The sequence below is a fragment of the Streptomyces achromogenes genome (assembly GCF_030816715.1).
Classification (GTDB): domain Bacteria; phylum Actinomycetota; class Actinomycetes; order Streptomycetales; family Streptomycetaceae; genus Streptomyces; species Streptomyces achromogenes_A.
In genome coordinates this window covers 892,267-914,389 of record NZ_JAUSYH010000001.1, presented here as the reverse complement: position 1 = coordinate 914,389, position 22,123 = coordinate 892,267, and the positions used below count along the sequence as shown (strand labels likewise).

Below are 22,123 nucleotides of genomic sequence, written 5' to 3'. Positions count from 1 at the left end.
CGCGCGCGGGCCTTCTCCAGGCCGCGCAGGAAAGAGAGCCGGGCAGGGCACCCCCCGAAGGGTGTCGCCCTGCCCGGTTCGTAGGTCGCTTCGTCACGTCAGGGCATCGACGTGGGGGACCTGGTTGAGTTCTGCCACGAGGTCGCGGTAGCGGCGAAGTCCCTGCGCGCCGTCCTCCTCGGCGGCCGGGTCGGGCTCGGTCACGAACCGCACCCGGGAGGCCAGCGACCGGGCCGACTCCAGCGCGGCCTGTGCCGTCTCGGCGGTCACCACCACATACCCGGCCCGGTCCAGCGACCAGCGGACGCGCGGGATGAGCTGGCCCACCTCGAAGTTGAGGTGGAACTCGGCGACACCGGCGTGGGCGCGCGCCTCGTCGGCGCCCTCGATGGCGACCAGTCGGCCGGGCTCGGCCTCGAAGAAGACGACGGCCGCACCGCCGTTCGCCGTGGGACGCTCGGTGAGCGGCTGGAGCAGACCCGTGGCCCAGGCGAGGCCGGCCTCCTCCAGGTCGATGCCGTGGACGGCATGCGTCATGGTGTTGATCCGGTCGCCCCCGCGCCGGTTGTGGCTCTCCACCACCCGGGGTCCGGTCGGCGTGAGTTTCAGTTCGGTGTGCGACAGACCGTTGCGGAGGCCGACCGCGTCCAGGAAGTCGGACACGGTGCGGCACACCTCCTCCTCCAGGGAGGGGTCCAGCTGGGCGGGAATGACGTGTCCGAACTCGACGAAGCCCGTTCCGGTGATCTTGTCCGCGATGGTGATCGGCACATGACGGCCGTCGAAGGAAAGAGCGTCCACGCTGATCTCCGGGCCTTCGAGGTACTCCTCCAGCAGGAACTGCCTCAGGTCGAGCCCACTCAGCGCGGCGTACGCGGACTCGGCCGCCTCGGCGCTGTCGATCTTGTGGATGCCGATGCTCGCGGAGCCGCCCAGGGGCTTGGCGATCAACGGGTATCCCTGGGCCGCACCGAACTCCCTGATGTCCTCCAGGCTCGACGCGACGGCCGCGCGCACGGTGCTGACGCCGCGCTCCGCGGTGTGCCGGCGCATGCGCCACTTGTCGGTCAGCAGCGCCACGGTCTCGGCGGAGACCCCGTTCAGGCCCAGGGCGTCGTTGAGCAGGGCGGTGGTGATGACGCCCTCCTCCTGAACGGTCACCACGGCGGAGAACGGCGTACGGTCGTGCAGCGCGCGGACGGAGTCCACCAGCTCCCGCGGGTCGGACTGGTGCCGCAGCACCAGGCAGATCTCGTCGTGCACGGCGTCGACGGGGAGCTTGCGGAACTCCTCGGGGGTGTACACGCAGACCACGTCCAGCTTCAGCCGCCTGGCCCGCTGGAGCATCGGGGGTTTGGGCGAGACGAGACAGACACGCGTGTTCATGGTCGTTCCTTCGTGTGGTCGGGGTGCGGAAGACGCCTGGCGAGCGCCACGGCGTCCTGGGCCAGTGCCGTGGTCGGGTCGAAGACGGGGAGGTCCTCGACCCGGTGACCGAGCACCAGGGGGAGTTCCGTGCATGCTGCGACGATCATGCCTGCTCCATCCCCGGCGACGCTTCTGACCGCCGGGGCCAGTGCCTGCTCGGCGGCCTCCAGCTCTCCGGCCTTGATCAGCCGCACGGCCCGCATCACGGACCGCTGTTGAAGCAGCGGCGGGGGGACGATCGCGTCGATACCCTGCTCGCGCAGACCCGCCTGGTACAGGCCCGTCACCAACGTGCCGGTGGTGGCGAGGAGCCCCACCCGGGAGACCGACGGCGCGGCAGCGCGCAGCCGGCGCACACTGGCGTCGATCATGCTGAGGATGGGGACCGCCGAGGCCCGCCGCAGGTCCGGGAGGAAGGCATGCGCGGTGCTGCAGGGCATGGCGATGATCGCGGCCCCCGCGCACTGGAGCAGGTGGACCCCTTCGAGCAGGCGGGGCAGCGGACTGGGCCCGTCCGACAGGATGGCGTCGGTGCGGTCCGGCACAGTGGCGTCGGACCACACCAGCGTCCGCAGATGCTCCTGGTCACTGACGGCGGGCGTCTCCCGTACCAGCTTCGCGAAGAAGTCCGCCGTGGCGGCCGGCCCCATGCCGCCGAGCACACCGACGATGCCGGACGCCGCCGGATCGGGTGCCTGCGTCGCGGTCCGGTACCCGGAGGTGACCGCGCTCACCGCGCCGGCCGCCCGTTCGCGGCGAGCGCGTCGTCCTTGAGGAGGGCCCACGGCACGAGGCCGCCGAGCAGCACGACCACGCCGACCAGGAGCCACACGGGGGTGCCCCGGTCCACGAGCGGCCCCACGATCAGCAGCGGCCCGACGAGGTCCTGGCCCACCCGGCCCAGGTTGTAGAAGGACAGATACCGTCCGAGCGACTCCTTCGGGGCGAGCTCGAAGGACAGCGGCGTGCTCGCGATGAAGAGGCTCTCCCCGGCCGTGTGGGCGAGCATGGCGACCACGAGGATCGCGAGCGCCACCCAGGCGTCGCCCACCGCCCCGGCCCCGGCGTAGGCGAGGCACGCGGCGCAGACGGCGACACCGCCGAGCGCCGACGCGCGCAGGGCGGCGGAGAAGTCGGCGAACATCCGGTTCACCGGCACCTGAGCCGCCATGGCCAGCGCGCCGTTGAGGGCGAGCAGCGCGGTGAGGCTCCACTTGGGCGAGCTGGTGGCGTGGACGATCCACAGGGGCAGCACCAGGGACAGGATCGTGTTGTGCGTCTGGGCCACGCCGTTGACGACCGTGATGGCCAGGTACCGCCGGTCGCGCAGGGGGGAGGCCTCGCCGCGGCGTTCCTTGTCCCCGCCGGCGGCCGCGGGCTCCGCCTTCGGGACGTGCAGCCGGCCCACGAGGAGCGCGGCGACGATGAAGGACGCGGCGTTGACCCCGATCCCCACCAGGTACAGGGCGCTGGAGCCGGTGACGACGGGCAGGGTGGCGGCCAGCGACCCGAGCACGATCGCCCCGTTGCGCGCCGAGAACACGGTGCCCAGGATCGTCGCCCGGTCCTTGGCCTCGAACAGCCGGCCCATCAGGGCCTGGTTGATGGCAGGGCTGGCCCGGTCGGCCGTCGTCACGACGCAGGCGAGCATCACGAACAGCCAGTACTGCTCGGCGAGCAGGTACAGGCCGTAGCCCACGGCGCGTATGCCGAACAGCACGATGAGGCTCTTCTGCGGCCCGACCCGGTCCGCGAGGGCGCCGATGCGGGGGCCGAGGAAGAACGCGCAGAGGCTGCCCAGGGAGATCGCCAGGCCGACGGCGGACACGCTGAAGCCCCGGACGGTGGTGAAGAACAGGACCGAGGTCGCCGTGAAGATGCCGGTGCCGAAGGAGTCGGCGGTCACACTCGCCAGGAGCAGTCTGGTCTCACGCCGTTGCAGCATCAGCACATCGCGCAGACGTGTCCACAGGGCGAGGTCAGTGCTCACTCTCGACGACCTCACGTCCGGGGCCGCTCGCGCCGGCGAGCGCGGCGATCAGCGGGATCACCGCGGGGATCCGCTCGCTGGGCACGCCGAAGTCCAGCAGACAGGCGATGTCGTCGACACCCGCCGCCGCCACCCGGTCAGCCGTGCCCCGGCAGGTGTCCGGGGAGCCGATCAGGGAGCCGCCCTGCAGATAGCGCTCGTAGGTCGCGTCCAGCAACTCGTCGAGGAGGTCCTCGGGGATCTCGTCGTCGGGCAGGACGTGCCCGCCGCTGATGGTGCCGCCGCCCTGGGCGGCCCGGAGCTCCAGCTTCACCGCGGAGCGCAGATAGTCGCGGAACGGTGCGCGGCTGCGGGCCTCGGCGGCCGCCGGGTCGTCGTCCAGGTGGGTGTGCAGCATCAGGGAGACCGTTCCGGTGGCCGGGTCGAAGCCGGCGTCCGCGCGGGCCTTGCGGTAAAGGGCCACCTTCTCGGCGAGCTGGTCCAGGTTCTGGCCGATCAGGTGGGTCAGCACGTTGAGGCCGCGGGCCCCGGCGTCCTGGAAGGTCCGCGGGTTCCCCGACGAGGTGATCCAGATCGGTAGTTCCGGCTGGACGGGCCGGGGGTGCAGGCGCGCCGCGAAGGGCTGCCCGGTGCCGTTGGGGAGTTCGACGTCCTCGCCTCGCCACAGGGCGCGCACAGTGTCGATCTGCTCCAGCATGACCTGGTGCCGCGACTCGTAGGCGTCGGGGGCCAGCACGAAGTCGTTCGCGTTCCAGCCGGAGCCGAAGGAGACCGCCGCACGGCCGGACGACCAGTTGTCGACGACGGACCAGTCCTCGGCGATGCGCACCGTGTGGTGCAGCGGAGAGATGAGGCTGCCGGCCCGCAACTGGATGTGTTCGGTCGCGGTGGCCAGCGCGGCGCTGGTGAGCGCCGGGTTGGGGAACACGCTGCCGAACTGGTCGAAGTGCCGTTCGGGAGTCCACACCGCGTCCAGGCCGTGTCGGTCGGCCAGACGGCTGGTCTCCAGCACCGTCCGGCAGGTCTCCTGCGGGGCCGCCTCACCGGAGGCGAAGAACATGACGCTGAAGCGCAAGGGGACTCTCCTGTCTTTCGGAACGCAGAGGCGGCGGTCAGACCGTGGCGGGCACGAGCCGGATCGCCGACCAGTCGTGGACGTGGCCGTGGACCGGGTGACTCGGGACGTTCTCGCCGCACTCCAGACGGGCCGGGGCCCCGGCGACGAGCGTGTCGGTGCCGTCGCCCCCCTCCGGCCAGTGGATCTCGACGGTGTTGCGTCCGCGGCGCAGGATGTCCGGGCGCACGGTGAACTCCCAGGTCGTCCATGCCGTGCCCGCCTCGGCCGTGCCCACCTCGTGTCCGTTCACGGCGACCGACACCGACCCGGCCGGGACCTCGGACGGCAGCCGCCAGGTCACTCGGAGGACGAGTGGGGCCGGTTCCTCGACGACCAGGGTGGACCGGGTGCGGGGGGAACTCGCCCGCAGGTATGCCACCCGCGGGCCGACGCCGGCCCCGTGGCGCTCGTTGAACGTCGTGGCGAGGTTCGCGTCGGCCAGCAGGTCGGTGGTGCCGCGGTGTTCGGCGACGAGCAGGTCCTCGTAGCGCCGACGCGCCGGGACGCCCCTGCTCTCGAGTACGTCGAGCATGACCTCGCGCAGGCCGTGGTCCGCCAGTTTGCCGTTGAGCCGGCCGTCGCCGACCACCATGTAGCGCCGGAACGCCGGGTCCTGGGTGGAGCGCTCGTAGGAGGAGCACATCCAGTTCGGGGCGATCCTCGTCTGGTAGTCGAGGTAGTCCTCGAAACGGTCGGCGACCGAGGCGTCGGCGTCGAGCGCTCGGCTCAGGTGGTGGCGCAGCACGTCCTCGGGCTGACCGTAGTGGGCGTTGTGCACGGCGGCGAGGAAATGGGCCAGGGCGAGCCGGTCGGGGGCGGCCCGGACCGGTACGCCGTCGGTGCCCGGCCGTTCGGGCAGCTCCAGGGCGGCGCCGAGGGTCTCCGCCACGGCCAGGGCCGTGGCACGCAGGCCGTCGAAGGTGAGATGGCAGTAGTCGAGGAAGTACCGGCGGCCGGGTGCGCCCGCCTCGCCCTCCCGGAACAGGACGGCCTGGTCGACCAGGTGGAACCCGGCCTCGTCGGCCTTGCGGCGCATCACCTCCTGCACGGAAGCCAGGGTGCGCGGGGAGTGGATGGCGAAGGGGCTGACCACCGCGTCCTTGGCCGCCCGGAGCGCGCTGAGCGCCTCGTCGGGCGAGACCGCGCAGCGTGCCGCCAGGCGGTGGGAGACGGGACTGGAGCCGCCGTCGAGCCCGGTCATCTCGGCGACGAGCGTACGGGCGCCGGCGAGGTCGCCGTCCCGCAGAGCCCGCTCGGCCTCGTCCCGGGCACGGAGCCAGCGCCGCATCCGTCCGGCGGGCAGGGCGGGGCAGTCGAGGATCGGCTCGTCCGTCCAGTCGCCCAGGTTGAACTCCGGGACGACCAGGACGACGGGGACGTCCCCCGCGAGTTCGCGCAGCACGCCCAGCGCGCTCGCGGCGACCTCGGTGACGAGATCCCGGAAGGACGCCGCGGCCGCCGGGAAGCCGCCCTTTTCGAGCAGCAGGGCCAGTTCGTGGCGCTCCGTGGGCGTCGGGTCGACGTTGTTCCAGTTGTTCCCCGCGTGCACCACGAGGGCAGAGGCGCCGAGAGCCAGGGCTTCGGCGGCCGTCCTGAGGAGTTCCGCCAGGGAGCAGTTGGTGCGGGCGAGGTCGAGGACGTCCACGCCGGTGCCGTCGAGGGCCGTGTCGACGAGGCCGGCCAGCGAGTACGCCGGGTCGAAGAAGTAGCCGCGGGTCGCGGACTCCCCGAGTACGGCGACACGGCGGTGCCCGGGGCGCAGGGGTATCTCCGGCCGGTCGGCCCAGTAGCGCCATTCGTCCCGGCGTCCGGTGTCCCGGCGCAACCGCCCGTCCGCCAGGCGCCACACGCCCACCTCGGTTCCCGACGGTGTGGGCGCGGTCAGCTCCGTCGAGCGCTCGACGGGCCGGCCCAGCACCTGCATCCGGGCCAGGGCGAGGGTGCCCTCCGGCCCGGACAGGGAGCGGCTGAGTCGCTCGGTGATGCTGTGAGTCGGATCGGTCGGCGGCATCCGTTGTCCCCCTGGCAGTTGGTCCGGGCAGGGCTGCCCGGCGCCCGCCTGAGTTGCCGTCAGGCGGAGTACGCGGGCAGGTCGTAAAGGTCGAGGAGCAGATTGAAGGTGAGTACGGTCATCAACAGGTCGGTCTCGAAGGGAACGTTGATGCGGAAGCCGGGCGTGCCGTACTCACGGACGAGCCGCTCCACGCGGTCCGGATCGAAGTAGCCGTCCGCCTCGATGCGTTCGCGGGACAGCAGGGCCTCGATGGCGGGGTCGTCCTGCCGGATCAGGTGCGGGCTGCCCGGTGCGGTGAAGCCGAACTTCTCGCGGTCCACGATCCGGCGCGGAATCCAGTCCCGGGCGACCTGCTTGAGGAGGTACTTCTCCTCGAGTCCCTTCAGCTTCAGCTCGGGCGGCACGGTCGCGAGGAACTCGACGAGCTCCCGGTCGAGGAACGGATGACGGGACTCCACCGAGTTGGCGAACACCATGCGGTCGCCGTGGTCGCCGAGCAGATGGTCCGCCAGCCGGAGTTTGAGGTCGAGGTAGGAACGGCGGTGCAGATCGTGCAGGCCGGCCAGCCGCTCGCGGTCGACCAACGGGTGGCCGAGGCAGTCGATCTCGTCCTGCCGCTCGCGGACGGGCGCCGAGTAGAGCCCGGCCTTCGTAGCCCGGAATCCGGCGTCGTTGCGTTCGTAGAAGAAGTTCTCGTCGCCCCACAGACCTTCACGAATCCTGGCCTCCCGCAGGTCGGTGACGCCGCCCGCGGCCTGGGTGCGCCGGACCTGGTCGAAGCGGTAGCCGATGTAGCCGCCGAACAGCTCGTCCGCGCCCTGTCCGGTGAGCACCACCTTGACCCCGGCGCCGTGCACGGCCTCGGACAGCGCGTGGGCGGCCGAGTTGAACGATTCCTTCAGCGGGCACTCGGTGTGCCGTACGACCGTGCGCAGCCGGGAGGCTATCTCCTCGCCGTGCACGAAACGCTCGGTGTGGCGGGTGTCGAGGACACCGCTCATCAGCCTCTGGTAGTCGCTCTCGGAGAGCTCCCGCTCGGGGAAGGCCGCCGCGAACGACTGGATCTCGGCGTCCGGCATCAGATGCCTCATGATCGCGCCGACCAGGGAGGAGTCCAGACCGCCGCTCAGGTACAGTCCGACCTCCACGTCGGACTGCAGACGCTTCTCGACCGAACGGACCAGCAGGTCCTCGACCCGGCGCACGTAGTACGACTCGTCGTGGCGTTCGAAGTCGGCGTCGGTGCGCGGGTATGCGAGGTCCCAGTACGTCCGGAGCTTGGGCCGGTCGCCGGGGCGGAACTCCACGGCGGTGCCCGGCGGCACGCTGTGGACGCCCTCGAACATCGTCCGCGGGCTCACCAGGCCGGGCAGGGTGAACACCTGGTCCAGGCCGACGAGGTCGACACGGCGCGGCATCGCGGGGTGCTTCAGCATGGCCTTGATCTCGGAGCCGAAGACCAACTCGCCGCCCTGGTGGGCGTAGAACAGCGGCGTGACCCCGAAGTGGTCGCGGGCGCCGATGAAGAGCTGCTCGCGGTGGTCGTAGAGGACGACCGCGAACTGCCCGTCGAGTCGGCTGACGAAGTCGCGGCCGAACTCCTCGTAGAGGTGCGGGATCACCTCGGTGTCGCAGCGCGTGCGCAAGGTGTGGCCCCGGCCGACGAGGAGGTCACGCAGTTCGCGGTAGTTGTAGATCTCGCCCGTGGTCATGGCGACGATCTGCCGGCTCTCGTCGTACATCGGCTGGTCGCCGGCCCCGAGGTCGTTGATCGCCAGCCGGGTGAACGCGAACGCCACGTTCTCGTCGACATGGAATCCGGTGGAGTCCGGTCCCCGGTGTCCGATGGCCGCGCTCATGGCGTCGAGCGTCTCGCGCGCCGCCCGGGAATCGTGCCGTGGCCCGACGAAGCCCGCGAGTCCACACACCGTCAACACCCTTTCCGGAGTCGGTACGGCTCTACGCCCACACGTCAACAACCGCCCTGGCGGGACAGGTTGCCGCCGGGACTGAGGCAGATTACATCACCAATTGATCAACGCAAGAAAAGATTCCTTGACCAAATAAAGATCTTCCTAAATGGCGTCTGACGTGCGACAGTTCCGTGTCGTGCATCGCCGGGGCGATCTTGGTCCGTCCGCCGGCAAGGTATTCACGAAGGGGACAGCACCGTGTGTCGTACCGGTCCGGAGTCGCTGGGCGCGGCGCTGGTCGAGCAGTTCCGCCGGACACCCGACGGGCGTGCGGTCTCCGACGACAGACAGGTCCTGACGTACCGCGAACTCGACGCCCGCTCGGCCGCCCTGGCCGAGTCGCTCGTGGCGGCGGGAGTAGGGCCCGATCGGGTCGTGGCGCTCCAACTGGAGCGCTCGGTCGACCTGGCCGTGGCGATCGTCGGGGTCGTGCGGGCGGGCGGGGCATGGCTGCCGCTGTCCACCACCGACCCGGACCGGCGGCTCCTCGGCCTGCTGCGGGACGCCGCGCCCGCGGCCGTCGTGACCGAGGAGTCGTCCCGGCTGTGGTCCCTCGCCGACGGCGGCGTGCCGCGCCTGACGCCCCGCGGCCACCGGGCGCCCGGCCAGGCGCCGCCGATCGACTCCGCCGCGCCCCACCACCTGGCCTACGTCATCTACACGTCCGGCTCCACGGGCCGCCCCAAGGGCGTGATGATCGAGCACGCCGCCATCGTCAACCGCCTGCGGTGGATGCAGGACCGCTTCGGTATCGGGCCCGGGGACGTGGTCGCGCAGAAGACGCCGTACACCTTCGACGTCTCGGTCTGGGAGTTCATCTGGCCCCTGATGACCGGAGCGGAACTGGCCTTCGCCGCGCCCGACGGGCACCGCGACCCCGGCTACCTGGCACGGTTCCTGACGGAGCGCCACGTGACCGTCACCCACTTCGTGCCGAGCATGCTCACGGAGTTCCTGCGCCAGGTGCGGCCCGGGGACTGCCCGCGGCTGCGCTCGGTCATGGTGAGCGGCGAGGCGCTCGGCCAGTCCCTGGCCCGGCGGTTCTTCGAGCGGCTGCCCCACGCCGAACTCCACAACCTCTACGGCCCCACCGAGGCCGCCGTCGACGTCACCCACTGGCAGTGCGCCGCGAACGCCTCGCCCACCGCTCCGGTCCCCATCGGCCGCCCTATCACCGGCATCGAACTGCTCGTCGTCGGCGAGGACGGCACCCAGGTGCCGGCGGGCGAGGTCGGCGAGCTGTGCATCGCCGGCGTGGGCATCGCCCGTGGCTACCTCAACCTGCCCGAGGTCACGGCCGAGCGCTTCGTGCCGCACCCGGCCGACGCGACCCGCCGCATGTACCGCACGGGCGACCTCGCCAGTCGGCGTCCGGACGGGGCGTACCTCTACCACGGCCGCAACGACCGCCAGGTGAAGATCGGTGGCGTCCGTGTCGAGCTGGGCGAGGTGGAAGCCGCCCTGCAGTCGCTGCCCTGTGTGGAGGAGTGCGTCGTGCTGACGCGCGTCGACGGAGCCGGCGTCGTACGCCTGGACGCCGTTGCCGTCCTGGTCCCCGGCGTGCCGTGGTCCGGATGGCGTGACGACCTGCTGGGCATCCTGCCGGCCGGCTCGGTTCCGGCCGGCCTGACACCCGTGGACTCCCTGCCGAAGACCGAGCACGGCAAGGCCGACGTCGCGGCGCTGCGCGCGATCCTGGCGGAGCGGTCCGACAGGAGCAGGCAGGCCGCCGCCGGCGCCGACCCGCTGGAAAGCCTCTGGGCCAGGGTGCTCGGCACCACCGAACCGCACTTCCTGCACGCGGGCGGCACATCGCTGCACGCCGTGCGGCTGCTCGCCGACGTCGCCGAGGAGTTCGGCGGCACCCCCGCCCTGTCCGACTTCTTCGCGGAACCGACTCTCGACCGGCTGCGCGCCCTGGTCGCCGCCGCGGGCACGGTGACGACGAAAGCGCCCTCGCGCGTGCCGCGCGAGGGTGGGCTGCCGCTCAATCGCTACCAGGAACGCCTTTGGTTCCTCCAGGAGTTGGAGCCCGAAAGCACCGCGATGAGCGCCCCCACCGCGTTCCGGATCACCGGGGTGAGCGGCGAACGTGTGTCGGAGGCATTCGCCGCGCTGGTGCGGCGGCACGAGGTGCTGCGGACGACGTTCCGCTCCGCGGACGGTGAGCCGCGGGCCGTCGTCGGCGCAGAACCCCCGGCCCTTCAGTGGACGGACGGGAGCGGCCTGTCCGCGGATCCCGCGGCCGTGCGCCGACTGGTGGCGGAGACGGCGTACGAGCCGTTCGACCTCGCCGCCGGACCGCCGCTGCGGGCCCACGGGGTCAGCTTCGGCCCGGCCGACCACCTGCTCGTGATGGTCACCCACCAGATCATCGCGGACGGCTGGACCTGGTCGCTGCTGACCGAGGAGCTGAGCCGGCTGCTGACCGGTCCGGACCGCGAACCCGAGGACGCACGGTTGCAGATCGTCGACCACGCGGCCTGGCAGCGTACGCAGGAGACCCGCCCGGAGCACCGGGCCGCCGTCCACGAGTCGCTGCGGCACTGGCGCACCGTGCTGGCGAACGCGCCGGACGGGCTCGACCTGCCGGTGGACGAGCCGCGCGTTCCCTCCCTCAGCGTGCCCGCCGACAGCGTCGCGCTGCGTTGGTCGCCCGACTTCCCGGTCCGGCTGAAGAGCCTGTGCCGCGAGCGCGGCATCACCGAGTTCATGGCCCTGCTCGCCGGCTACACGGCATGGCTGGCCCGGCTCTCCGCCCAGGAGACCGTGGTCGTCGGCACGCCCATGGCGAACCGGACGCCGCCCTGGGTCGCCGACCTGGCCGGCTACTTCGTCACGACCGTCCCGCAGTGTCTGGAGATCGACGAGGACGCGACGGTCGCCCAGGTGCTGGACCGCGCCCGGACCGCCGTCGTGGCAGGTCAGCGGCACTCGGTGGTGCCCATCGAGCGCATCGTCGCCGAGGTCGGAGCGGCCCGGGGGGCCGACCGGCTGCCCGTCTTCCAGAACCTGTTCGTCTTCCAGAACATGCCGGCGTGGCAACGGCAGGCCGACGGCGTCACCGTGCGGGTCCACCAGTTCCCACCCCGGCACACGCACTACGACCTCAAGTTCGAGGTCTTCCCGCTCACCGAGGGATACGAGGCCCGCCTCGTGTACGCCCGGGGCCGTATCTCGGCCGAGCGCGCCGCGCTCATGGCCCGCCAGCTCGCCTCCTTCGTCGAGGCCGCGGTGGACAAGCCCGACGCGTACGTCGACGAGATAGACCTCTGACCTGCCCGCAGGGCAATCCTGACCACACGATTGGACTGACACTGAGATGACGTACGCCGACGACCACCCCACCACGTCGCCGACGCCGTCACGGCACCTGGCCGAAAGCACCACCGTCCCCGCCCTGATCGAGGCCACGGCCTCCCGGTTCCCGCACGCCGTCGCACTGGTCCGAGGCACTCGGTCCCACACGTACGAGGAACTCGTGGAGCGGTACTCCGCGACGGCTCGGGCGTTGCGCACCCGGGAGGTGACCCCTGGGGACGTGGTGGCGGTCCGTGGTGGCCGCTCGCCGGAGACGGTCGTGGCCATGCTCGGCGTCCTGCGGGCAGGTGCGGTCCTGGTGATGATCGACGTCACCCAGCCGGAGGGGCGGGTGCGTGACGTGCTGGAACGGGCGCGCCCGTCGCTGCTCGTCGACACGACCGACCGGACGTGGGACCCCGGCGCCGACGCCATGCCGGTGGTCCGGCTCGCCGAGCTGGAGAAGCCGGCGGCGGAGGACGTGGAGTTGCCCGTCGTGGCCGCCGCCGCGGACGCGTACGTGTGCTTCACGTCGGGCACCACCGGCGAGCCGCGCGGTGTCCTGGGCTGGCACGGTGCGCTCGCCCACTTCTGCGCCTGGGAACAGGAGGCCCTTGCCATCTCCACGGGCGACCGCGTCGCCCAGATGGCCGCGCTGACCTTCGACGCGGTCTTCAAGGACTTGTTCCCGGCGCTCATCGGAGGTGCCACCGTGTGCCTCCCACCGACCGATCGTCCCTTCGTCGATGTGGCACGGGTGCTCGCATGGCTGCGCGAGGACGAGGTGACCGTCCTGCAGACGGTGCCGAGCGTGTTGTCCACGCTGCTGGCCGAACAGCCCGCCGGCGCGGGCTTCCCGGCGCTGCGTCTGGTCTGCCTCGCCGGCGAGCCGCTCGCGGGCAGCCTTGTCAACCGCTGGCGGAATGCGACCGGCGACGCGGGGACGCGGTTCGTCAACCTCTACGGGACGACCGAGGCCACCATCCTCAAGTCCTGGTACCCCGTTCCGGACGGCGAGGTCCCGGCGGGCATCCTGCCCGTGGGCAAGGCCATCGACGGCGCCGAACTGCTCGTGGTCAACAACCGAGGCCGGCGGTGCGGTGTCGGTGAGCCCGGTCACGTGCTGATCCGCACCCCGCACCTCACCCGGGGCAGCTGGCGCCCGGCTGCGGGAGAGGCCTCGCTCTTCGAGGTGAACCCGCTCAACCCCGACGACCCCACCGACCTCGTGCAGCGCACCGGTGACCTGGGCCGCATCGGCCTCCAGGGCGACCTGGAGATCCACGGCCGGGTGGACGACCAGGTCAAGGTCCTCGGCGTCCGCGTCCACCCGGCTGAGGTCGGCGCGTTGATCACCCGCATGCCCGAGGTCGAGGACGCGGCCGTCGTGGTCCGCGCCGGGGACGGCGGTCCCGCCCTCGTCGCCTATGTCGTGCCGGCCCGGGGCGCGGACGTGGACGCCGCCGCCGTGCGGCGGCACGTGGCCGCGGCCGGCTCCAACGCGATGGTCCCGGCCCACGTGGTCCTCCTGGAGCGGCTGCCGCTCACCGGCCACGGCAAGCTGGACCGGTCCGCGCTGCCCGACCCCGACGACACGGCGGAGCCGCAGCCGGAGGAGGCGGCGGACGCCGGCGAGTGGACCGAGACGGAGCGGCGCGTCGCCGAGCTGTGGTCCGAGGTGTTCAAGAAGGAGATCACCTCCCGGCACGCCAACTTCTTCGATCTCGGCGGCCACTCGCTGATGCTGGCCCGGCTCCTCGCCCGGATCCGCCGGACGTTCGAGGCCGACCTGAATCTGCCGACCCTCTTCCGGTCGGCGACGATCGCCACGCTCGCCCAGGCCGTGGACGACGCGCTGCGGGAGGGCGCCCAGGCCGAGGAGGAACCGGCGCCCGTGCCCGTCGCGCGCGAGGCCGACCAGCCGCTCTCCCCCGAGCAAGAGGGCCTGTGGTTCCTCCAGCAGCTGGACCCCCACAGCTCCGCCTACAACATGGCCGGCGTGTTCCGGCTGCCCGCCGGCGTCGACGAGCAGGCCGTACGCACGGCCTTCCTCACGGTGTGCCGCCGTCACGAGGCGTTGCGGCTGCGCTTCAGCGAGGTCGAGGGGCGCCCCGTGCAGTCTGTGGGTGAGGCAGCCGTCGACTTCACCGCCCTTCCGGCCGCGGCCGACCGGCCGGCGGCCCTGGCCGCGCTGTCCGAGGCGGCGGCCGTCGCCTTCGACCTGGTCGCCGGGCCGCTGGTACGGGTCCGGACGGTCCGGGTCGGGGCCGACGAGCTCCTCGTCGGCCTGACCGTCCATCACCTGTGCTGTGACGGTGTGTCGTGGAGCCTCGTCGCGCAGCAGGTCGACGAGCTGCTCGCCGGCACCGACCGGCACACGTACCTGGAGGGCGACACCTCCCGGCTCCAGTTCGGTGACTACGCGGCCTGGCGTGCCCGCCGGACGACCGGCGAGCGCGCCGAGGCCGACCTCGCCTACTGGCGCGACCTGCTCGCCGACACCCCCGACCCGGACGTGCCGTGGGGACGTCCCCTGCCCGGCGAACGGCCGCACCAGGCACGGGTGCTGCGGGTTCCGGTCGCCCGCGAGGTGACGGACCGCCTCGCCGAGCTGTGCGCGAAGTCCGGGGCCACCGAGTACATGGCCATGATGACCGTCCTCGCCTACGCCCTGTCCCGGGCGTCGGCACAGGACCGGGTCGTCATCGGCAGCGACAGCGTGGGCCGGGACCGCGAGGAGTTCGAGGACGTCATCGGGTTCTTCGTCCGGACACACGCCTATCGCTTCGACATGGCGGGCGACCCGACGTTCGAGGAGGCACTCGGCCGGGTCAGGGCGACGCTCGTCGAGGCGTCGGGGCACCGCGATGTCTCCTACGCGCAGGTCGTGGAGGCCGTCGCGGCCGCCCGGGACGGGGACCGCAGCCCGCTGTTCTCCGTGATGCTGCGGATGCCGCCGCGCGAGGAACTGCCGCGCGAGGCGGCCCTCCTGCGTCCCGTCGACGTGGTCGCCGACGCCGGTGACGGCTCCGGCACCGCGCCGACGGCCAAGTTCGACCTCACCGTGGTGGTGCGCCCGGGGGAGGCCGGCACCGTCCTGGACCTCGAGTACGACGCCGACACCGTCCAGGCCGAGTTCGCGGCCGCGCTCGGCGAGCGGTTCACGCGCCTGCTCCGCTTCGCCGCCGAGCAGCCGACGAGCCCGCTGGCCGGAGTCGGCCGTGACGGCCACCCGTTCTCCGAGCCGCTTCCCGCGCGGGACCTCGTCCCCGTCGCCGAGCGGTTCCGACGCCGGGCCGCGGCCACTCCGGACGCCGTCGCGGTCTCCTGGGCGGAAGGCGAGGTGACCTATCGTCAGCTCGCCGCCGCGGTGGCGGGCGCCGCGCAGGAGCTTCCGGCGGGACAGCGCGTCGGTGTGCTGGGCGGCAAGTCGCCCGCCACCGTGGCCGCCCTCGTCGCCGCGCTCGGAACCGGCGCCACCGCCGTACTCCTGGACGACGGTCTGCCAGGACCACGGCGCGCCTCCATGGTGGCCAGGGCCGGCGTCCGGCAGGTTCTGCTCACCGAGCCGTCGACCGCGACGGAGGTGCCGGGCGACGTCACCGTGCGACGCCTCTCCTTCGAGGAACTCGCCAAGAGCGCGGACGACGCGCTCCGCCCCGTCCCCGCCCGGCCCCTGGAGCCGGCGTACGTCTTCTTCACTTCCGGCACGACCGGCGAGGCCAAGGCGGTCGTCGGGTCGCACCGCGGCCTCGACCACTTCATCGACTGGGAGGCGACGGAGTTCGGCGTGCACGCCGGGGACCGCGTGGCACAGCTCACCACGCTCTCCTTCGACGCGGTCCTGCGCGACGTCTTCGTGCCGCTCACCCAGGGAGCGACTCTGTGCCTGCCGCCGACGAGCGCCCTGGACGACACGGCGCGGATGGTGGACTGGCTGGCGCGCGAGCGCGTCACCGTCGTCCACACGACACCCAGCGTGGTGGCGTCGTGGCTGCGGGACACCGACCGGGGCACCGCGCCCCTCACCGACCTGCGGCTGCTCTGTCTCGCGGGCGAGCCCCTCACCGGCCGGCTCGTCCAGGAGCTGCGTGAGCGGCTGCTGGGCCCGAACACCGAGGTCGTCAACTTCTACGGGCCCACCGAGACGACCATGATCAAGACGTTCCACCGGGTGACGGCCGAACAGGACGCGGGACCGGTGACCGTCGGCCGTCCGCTGCCCGGCGCCCAGGCGGTCGTCCTCGGCGACGACGGCTCCGTCCGAGGCCCGGGCGAACGCGGCGAGATCGTCATCCGGACGCCGTACCGGACGCTGGGCTACCTCGACGACGCCCGCACGGCCTCGAACTTCCGCCCCAACCCGCTGTCAAACGACCCGGACGACCTCGTCTACCACACGGGAGACCTCGCCGTGGTCGGCGCCCTCGGCGAGATCCACGTCGAGGGGCGCAGCGACGACCTGCTCAAGGTGCGAGGCGTCCGGGTGCACCCCGCGGAGGTCGCGGCGGAGCTGACGACGCATCCGCAGGTGCGCCAGGTCCACGTGGAGGCGGACAAGGAGGCGGACGGCTCGCTCGTCGCCTACGTCGTGCGCTCCCCGGGCTCCGGCCTGACCACGGAGGAACTCCGCCGGCACGCGCGCGAGCGGCTGCCGCTGGCCGTCGTCCCCTCGCTGTTCCTCTTCGTGGACCGGTTCGCCCTGCTGCCCAACGGCAAGCTGGACCGCTCCTCTCTCCGGGGCACCTCGTCCCCGGCCGCGCAGGAGCGTGTCGCGCCCCGGGACGACACCGAGTCCCTGATCGCGTCCATGTGGTCCGAGCTCCTCGGTCACGAGGACTTCGGCGTCACCGATGACTTCTTCGCGGTCGGCGGGCACTCTCTGCTCGCCACCATCCTGCTCACCCGGATCCGCAAGAAGACCGGCCTGTCGCTGTCGCTGCGCAAGCTCCTCGAAGGGCCGCGCGTCGACCGTCTGGCCGCGTCGGTACGCGAGTTGCGGGAGGAGTCCGACGACCAGGCGAGCGAGCTGTTGCTGACTCTGCGTCAGGGGGTGCCGGGTGGACCGCGGTTGTTCCTCGTGCACCCGATCGGCGGCGACGTGCTGTGCTTCCGGGAGGTCGCGTCGGCGCTGCCCTCCGAGTTCACGGTGATCGGGGTCCGCTCACCCGGCCTGGACGGCGGGACCGCCTTCACCTCGGTCCAGGAGATGGCGGCCGCCTACCTCCACGAGGTGCTCAAGGTGCAGTCCGAGGGGCCGTACCACTTCGCCGGCTGGTCCATGGGCGGCGCCGTCGCCTACGAGATGGCACGCCAGCTGTCCTTCGAGGGGGTGCGCACCGCGTCCCTGGTGCTGCTGGACAGCTATGCGCCGGGCTCGAAGGCCTTCGAGCACTTCGCGGGACCCGCCGCCGACCGGGTGGCGTCCTTCGCCCGCGACCTGGAGCGCATGACCGGCGAGCGGGTCGACACCGCGCTGCTCAGCGGTGAGCGGCCGGCGGCCGGCGAGGAGCAGGAGTCGCTGCGCCGCAGATTCACCGTGTTCGACGCCAACGCCACCGCGCTCGTCGACTACCGGATGCGGCGCGCCCGCCTCAGGGACACCCGGCTCACGCTGGTGCTCGCCGGTGACCAGACGCGCCCGGAGGGGACCTCCCCGGCCCTCGGCTGGGAGGAGGCACTGGGCACGCCGGTGGAGACCCGGACCGTGCCCGGCGCCGACCACTTCACCCTGGTACAGCGGTCCCATGCCGCCGCCACGGCCGCGGAGATCACCCGCGCGGTCGTGCCGGGCACCGCCGGCCAGGAGGAGGGGCGCGGATGAACGACGTGACGGCGCCCCGCTTCCGGGCGTACTCGGCACGCGACCTGGACGCGCTGCTGGACCGGTGCGGGGCGGACTCCGAGACGAAGCTCCAGATACGGGCCGTGGCCGCGGTCCTGCCGTTCCGGGCCAACCAGTACGTGGTCGACGAGCTCATCGACTGGGACGACGTGCACGACGATCCCGTCTTCAGGCTGGTCTTCCCGCAGCCCGACATGCTGGCCGCGGACGAGCTGAAGACCGTCACGGACCTGCTGCGCGAGGAGGCGGGCCCCGCCCGTCTGGCGACCGCCGTGCGGGAGATCCGCGCGGGGCTGAACGCGCACCCGGCGGGCCAGACGGACCAGAACGTCCCCGCCTGGCAGGGACAGCGGCTCTCGGGCGTGCAGCACAAGTACGAGGAGACGCTGCTCTACTTCCCGCGTCAGGGCCAGACCTGCCACGCGTACTGCACCTACTGCTTCCGCTGGGCACAGTTCGTCGGGGTACCCGAGCTGAAGATGGCCGCGGAGAAGGACGACGCCGACGCGCTCGCCGCCTACCTGCGGCACCACACGGAGATCACCGACATTTTGGTGACCGGCGGCGACCCGCTGATCATGCGCACCGACAACCTGCGGCGCGCACTGGAGCCCTTCCTCGCCCCGGGGATGGAGCACATCAGGAACATCCGGATCGGCACCAAGGCCCTGACCTACTGGCCGTACCGGTTCACCGACGACGAGGACGCCGACGACGTCCTGCGCCTCTTCGAGGAGGTCCGCGACCGCGGTCGGCACCTCGCGGTGATGGCCCATGTGACGCATCCCCGCGAGCTCCGACCGGAGCCCGTGCGGCGCGCGGTCGAGCGGATCCGGTCGACGGGCGCCGTGATCCGCACCCAGGCGCCCCTGGTCAGGTCGATCAACGACGACGCCGCCGTCTGGCGGGAGATGTGGACGCGTGCCGTCGCCCTCGACGCCGTGCCCTACTACATGTTCGTGGAGCGGGACACGGGCCCGCGCCAGTACTTCGAGGTTCCACTCGTCCGCGCCTGGCAGATCTACCGGGAGGCGCTGGCGTCCGTGACCGGTCTTGCCCGCACGGTACGCGGCCCGTCCATGTCCGCCACCCGCGGCAAGGTGGTCGTCGACGGGGTGACGGAGGTCGCGGGACAGTCCGCGCTCGCACTGCGCTATCTGCAGGCCAGGGACCCGGAGGTGGTCGGGCGGCCCTTCTTCGCACGGTTCGACCCGCAGGCGACCTGGGTGACGGACCTGCGGCCACTGTCGCCGTCGGACGCGCCCTTCCTGGACCAGACGGCCGGGGCCCGTCCGGAGGATCGGGTCGCCGGACAGGCCCCGGGGCCCACCGGGACGACGGCGCCCGCCTCCGACGTCCCGCACCGGCCCGTCTGAGCCCTCTGCCCGCCCGCAACACCGTTACGTCAGGAGACCGCATGGCCCAGCCGGCAGTGCTGCCGCTGGTGGTGGAAGCAGGTTCCACCACCGACCTCATCGACCTCATCGAGCACGATCGTGACGAGCTCCGATCGGCGCTCGACACCCACGGGGCGCTTCTCTTCCGGGGATTCGACATCGACGGCGTCGACGGACTGCAGTCGACCGTCAACGCGCTGTCCGGGGAGACGCTCACCTACACCGAGGCGTCCTCACCGCGCACCTCGATCCAGGGCAATGTGTACACGTCCACCGACCACCCGGCCGAGGAGGAGATCTTCCTCCACAACGAGTGTTCCTACCAGGACACCTGGCCGATGACCCTGTACTTCTACTGCCTGCGGGCGCCGCGGACGCTGGGATCGACACCGCTGGCCGACACCCGGCGGCTGTACGCGGCGATCGACCCCGCCGTACGGGAGGAGTTCGCGCGCCGGCGCTGGAGTCTGGTGCGCAACTACCACCCGCACTTCGGCGTCCCGTGGCCCAAGGTGTTCGGGACCGACAGCCGGGCCGAGGTGGAGGCCTACTGCAAGGAGCACGGGCTGATCCCCGAGTGGACCGGCGAGGACGGGCTGCGCACCCGCGTGGTGCGGGACGCGCTGCACCGCCACCCGCGCACCGGCGAGGAGGTGTGGTTCAACCACATCACCTTCTTCCACGTGACCACGCTCCCGGAGGACGTCCAGGAGGGCCTGCTCGCCCTGTTCGGCGAGGACGGCCTCCCCACGAACACGTACTACGGCGACGGCGGACGCATCCCCGACGACGTGATGGACCACCTGCGCAGCCGCTACGCGGAATGCCGGGTCCGCTTCGACTGGCAGCAGAACGACGTCCTCGTGGTGGACAACATGCTGTCCGGCCACGGCCGGGAGCCCTTCACCGGCGACCGGAAGATCGCGGTCGCGATGGCCGAGCCGCACACCGCCGGACAGGGAGAGCCGCGATGACGGTGCAGAACACGCGTACCCCGGCCTCCGCCGGACCCGTGATCCTCGGGATCTCGGCCCACTTCCACGACTCGGCGGCGGCGCTGCTGGTCGACGGCCGGCTCGTGGCCGCCTCCCACGAGGAGCGCTACACCCGGTGCAAGCAGGATCCCGATCTGCCGCTCGCCGCGGTGCGCGACTGCCTGGACCAAGCCGGTCTGCGCATCACCGACGTGGACTGCGTGGCGTACTACGAGGACCCGGCGAAGAAGCTCCACCGCCAGCTGTGGACCGGGCTGCCGGCCTTCCCGGACAGCAGCCCGAGCGCCCTCTACCGCCTCGACGCCGACCGGCCGCTGCGGGAGATCCGGGACCTGCTCGGCTGGGAGGGCCGTGTCGAGTCCGTCGACCACCACCTCTCCCACGCCGCGAGCGCCTACTACTTCTCCGGATTCGACGACAGCGCCGTGCTGACGGTCGACGCGGTCGGCGAGTGGGCCACCACCAGCTGGGGGGTCGGCCGGGGCGCGTCGCTCGAACTGACCGAGCAGGTCGAGTTCCCCCACTCCCTGGGCCTCCTCTACAGCGCGGTCACCGGCTACCTCGGCTTCGAGGTGAACGAGGGCGAGTACAAGGTGATGGGCCTCGCCCCCTACGGCGAACCGCGGTTCCGGGACGAGATCGGCCGGCTGATCCATGTCACCGAGGACGGGTCGTTCCGGCTCGACCTGGACTACTTCGACTTCACCGACCCGGACGGCATGCTCGGTGAACGCTTCACGTCCCTGACAGGCGTGCCGCCGCGGGTGCCGGAGTCGGAGATCGAGAAGGTCCACCACGACCTCGCGCGCAGCATCCAGGTGGTGACCGAGGAGACCCTGCTGCGCATGGTCGACAAGGCTCACCGCATGTCCGGCAGCGAGAACCTGTGCATGGCCGGAGGCGTGGCCCTCAACGTCGTCGCCGTGCGCCGCATCGTCGAGGAGGGCCCCTTCGCCAAGGTGTTCGTGCAGCCGGCCGCCGGCGACGCGGGCGGCAGCCTCGGGTGCGCGGCGGTGGCCCACCAGCGGCTGACCGGGCAGCGGCCCCGCCAGGACCGGCTGACCTCGGTGCTCCTCGGCTCCGGCACGGACTCCGACGGCATCGCCCGGCTGCTCGGTGCGCACGCCGGTGGGTCCTTCGCGGACTTCCGCGGCGACGAGGCAGGTCTGCTCGACGCCGTCGCGGGGCGACTGGCCGACGGCAAGGTGATCGGCTGGTACCACGGCCGGGAGGAGTTCGGGCCCCGTTCCCTCGGCGGACGGTCGATCCTGGCCGACCCACGGGGCGACGACACGCGGGACCGCATCAACGCCTCGGTCAAGATGCGCGAGGCGTTCCGGCCGTTCGCCCCCGCCGTGCTGGCCGAGCACGCGCACGAGCACTTCCGGCTCGACCACGAGTCGCCGTTCATGCTGGAGACCTGCGAGGTCGTGTCGCCGCTGTCGCTGCCGGCCATCACCCACGTGGACAAGTCGGCCCGCGTCCAGACCGTCACCGAGAAGACGAACGGCCGCTTCTACCGTCTCGTCCGGACGTTCGCCGACCGAACGGGCTGCCCGCTGCTCCTGAACACCTCGTTCAACCTCCGAGGAGAGCCGATCGTCCACACCCCCGTCGACGCGCTGCTCTGTTTCCTGAGGTCGGACATCGACTGCCTGGTGCTCGACGACTTCGTGCTGGACCGCGAAGCCCTGCCGCAGTCCTGGGTGACGTGGTTCAAGGGCACCCGGCCACCGCGCCGGAGCCGGGTGAGCGACAGCGTCTACACCCTGCTCTGACAGCGCTGGGCACTTCGTGGGGTCGCCGTAGTAATGGCCGCGAAAACAACGGATATCGCTGACCTGGGACTATGCCGCTCGGGGCGCAAGGGTGTCGGGGCCGCTCGTACCGGCGGAGACCTCGTCGAACGCCGTGTTATCCAGGGTGCCCGGCAGGTGTCAGGCAAGTCAGGCAAGTACTCCGGAGCGAACTTGCCTGACTGATGTCGGTCCGTAAGGCACGTTCGTGGTCTCGGTGCCATCGCACGTCGTCGGCAACCCAGTCGGCTCGGGTCCGTTGGAGTGC

General features: G+C 71.9%; 11 protein-coding genes. 5 read left to right on the top strand and 6 right to left on the bottom strand.

Translation table 11 applies throughout. The features are described 5' to 3' along the window. Positions 1–93: 93 nt before the first annotated feature. From QF032_RS04050 to asnB, 6 genes are read right to left on the bottom strand one after another with little or no spacing between them, the layout of a single operon-like run. Positions 94–1,386, bottom strand: coding sequence for an ATP-grasp domain-containing protein (locus QF032_RS04050; protein ID WP_307054922.1), 1,293 nt, complete (start codon positions 1,384–1,386; stop codon positions 94–96). After that, positions 1,383–2,162 carry an aspartate/glutamate racemase family protein gene (locus QF032_RS04045; protein ID WP_307040046.1) on the bottom strand — a complete coding sequence of 260 codons (780 nt, stop codon included), beginning with the start codon at positions 2,160–2,162 and terminating at the stop codon, positions 1,383–1,385. Before QF032_RS04045 ends, QF032_RS04050 begins: the two co-directional genes overlap by 4 nt. Next, a complete protein-coding gene (locus QF032_RS04040) occupies positions 2,159–3,418 on the bottom strand; it encodes an MFS transporter (protein ID WP_307054920.1) in 1,260 nt (419 codons plus the stop codon). The genes QF032_RS04045 and QF032_RS04040 overlap by 4 nt, the downstream gene beginning before the upstream one ends. Then, entirely contained in the window at positions 3,408–4,493 is a 1,086-nt protein-coding gene (locus tag QF032_RS04035; protein WP_307040042.1) for a MupA/Atu3671 family FMN-dependent luciferase-like monooxygenase, read from the bottom strand. The genes QF032_RS04040 and QF032_RS04035 overlap by 11 nt, the downstream gene beginning before the upstream one ends. A 37-nt stretch (positions 4,494–4,530) precedes the next feature. Continuing rightward, entirely contained in the window at positions 4,531–6,546 is a 2,016-nt protein-coding gene (locus QF032_RS04030) for a hypothetical protein (RefSeq protein ID WP_307054918.1), read from the bottom strand. Between the two features lie 59 nt (positions 6,547–6,605). Next, complete coding sequence (asnB, locus tag QF032_RS04025; protein ID WP_307040040.1) at positions 6,606–8,477, bottom strand: asparagine synthase (glutamine-hydrolyzing); 1,872 nt, start codon at positions 8,475–8,477, stop codon at positions 6,606–6,608. 243 nt (positions 8,478–8,720) lie between these two features. On the opposite strand from asnB, the gene QF032_RS04020 reads away from it, so the two are divergent. From QF032_RS04020 to QF032_RS04000, 5 genes are read left to right on the top strand one after another with little or no spacing between them, the layout of a single operon-like run. Beyond that, complete coding sequence (locus QF032_RS04020) at positions 8,721–11,798, top strand: amino acid adenylation domain-containing protein (protein ID WP_307054916.1); 3,078 nt, start codon at positions 8,721–8,723, stop codon at positions 11,796–11,798. A gap of 46 nt (positions 11,799–11,844) precedes the next feature. Continuing rightward, positions 11,845–17,646: an AMP-binding protein gene (locus QF032_RS04015; protein WP_307054914.1), complete on the top strand. Its 5,802-nt coding sequence runs from the start codon at positions 11,845–11,847 to the stop codon at positions 17,644–17,646. Further along, positions 17,643–19,043 carry a KamA family radical SAM protein gene (locus QF032_RS04010; protein WP_307040034.1) on the top strand — a complete coding sequence of 467 codons (1,401 nt, stop codon included), beginning with the start codon at positions 17,643–17,645 and terminating at the stop codon, positions 19,041–19,043. The genes QF032_RS04015 and QF032_RS04010 overlap by 4 nt, the downstream gene beginning before the upstream one ends. A gap of 41 nt (positions 19,044–19,084) precedes the next feature. Next, entirely contained in the window at positions 19,085–20,038 is a 954-nt protein-coding gene (locus QF032_RS04005; protein ID WP_307040032.1) for a TauD/TfdA family dioxygenase, read from the top strand. Further along, positions 20,035–21,837, top strand: coding sequence for a carbamoyltransferase family protein (locus tag QF032_RS04000; RefSeq protein WP_307054911.1), 1,803 nt, complete (start codon positions 20,035–20,037; stop codon positions 21,835–21,837). Before QF032_RS04005 ends, QF032_RS04000 begins: the two co-directional genes overlap by 4 nt. Positions 21,838–22,123: the final 286 nt, after the last annotated feature.

Bases quoted from the DNA above. Each gene is read 5' to 3' on its own strand.
- QF032_RS04030 (WP_307054918.1), bottom strand. From the start codon at position 6,546: ATGCCGCCGACCGATCCGACTCACAGCATCACCGAGCGACTCAGCCGC.
- QF032_RS04050 (WP_307054922.1), bottom strand. From the start codon at position 1,386: ATGAACACGCGTGTCTGTCTCGTCTCGCCCAAACCCCCGATGCTCCAG.
- QF032_RS04010 (WP_307040034.1), top strand. From the start codon at position 17,643: ATGAACGACGTGACGGCGCCCCGCTTCCGGGCGTACTCGGCACGCGAC.
- QF032_RS04000 (WP_307054911.1), top strand. From the start codon at position 20,035: ATGACGGTGCAGAACACGCGTACCCCGGCCTCCGCCGGACCCGTGATC.
- QF032_RS04015 (WP_307054914.1), top strand. From the start codon at position 11,845: ATGACGTACGCCGACGACCACCCCACCACGTCGCCGACGCCGTCACGG.
- QF032_RS04005 (WP_307040032.1), top strand. From the start codon at position 19,085: ATGGCCCAGCCGGCAGTGCTGCCGCTGGTGGTGGAAGCAGGTTCCACC.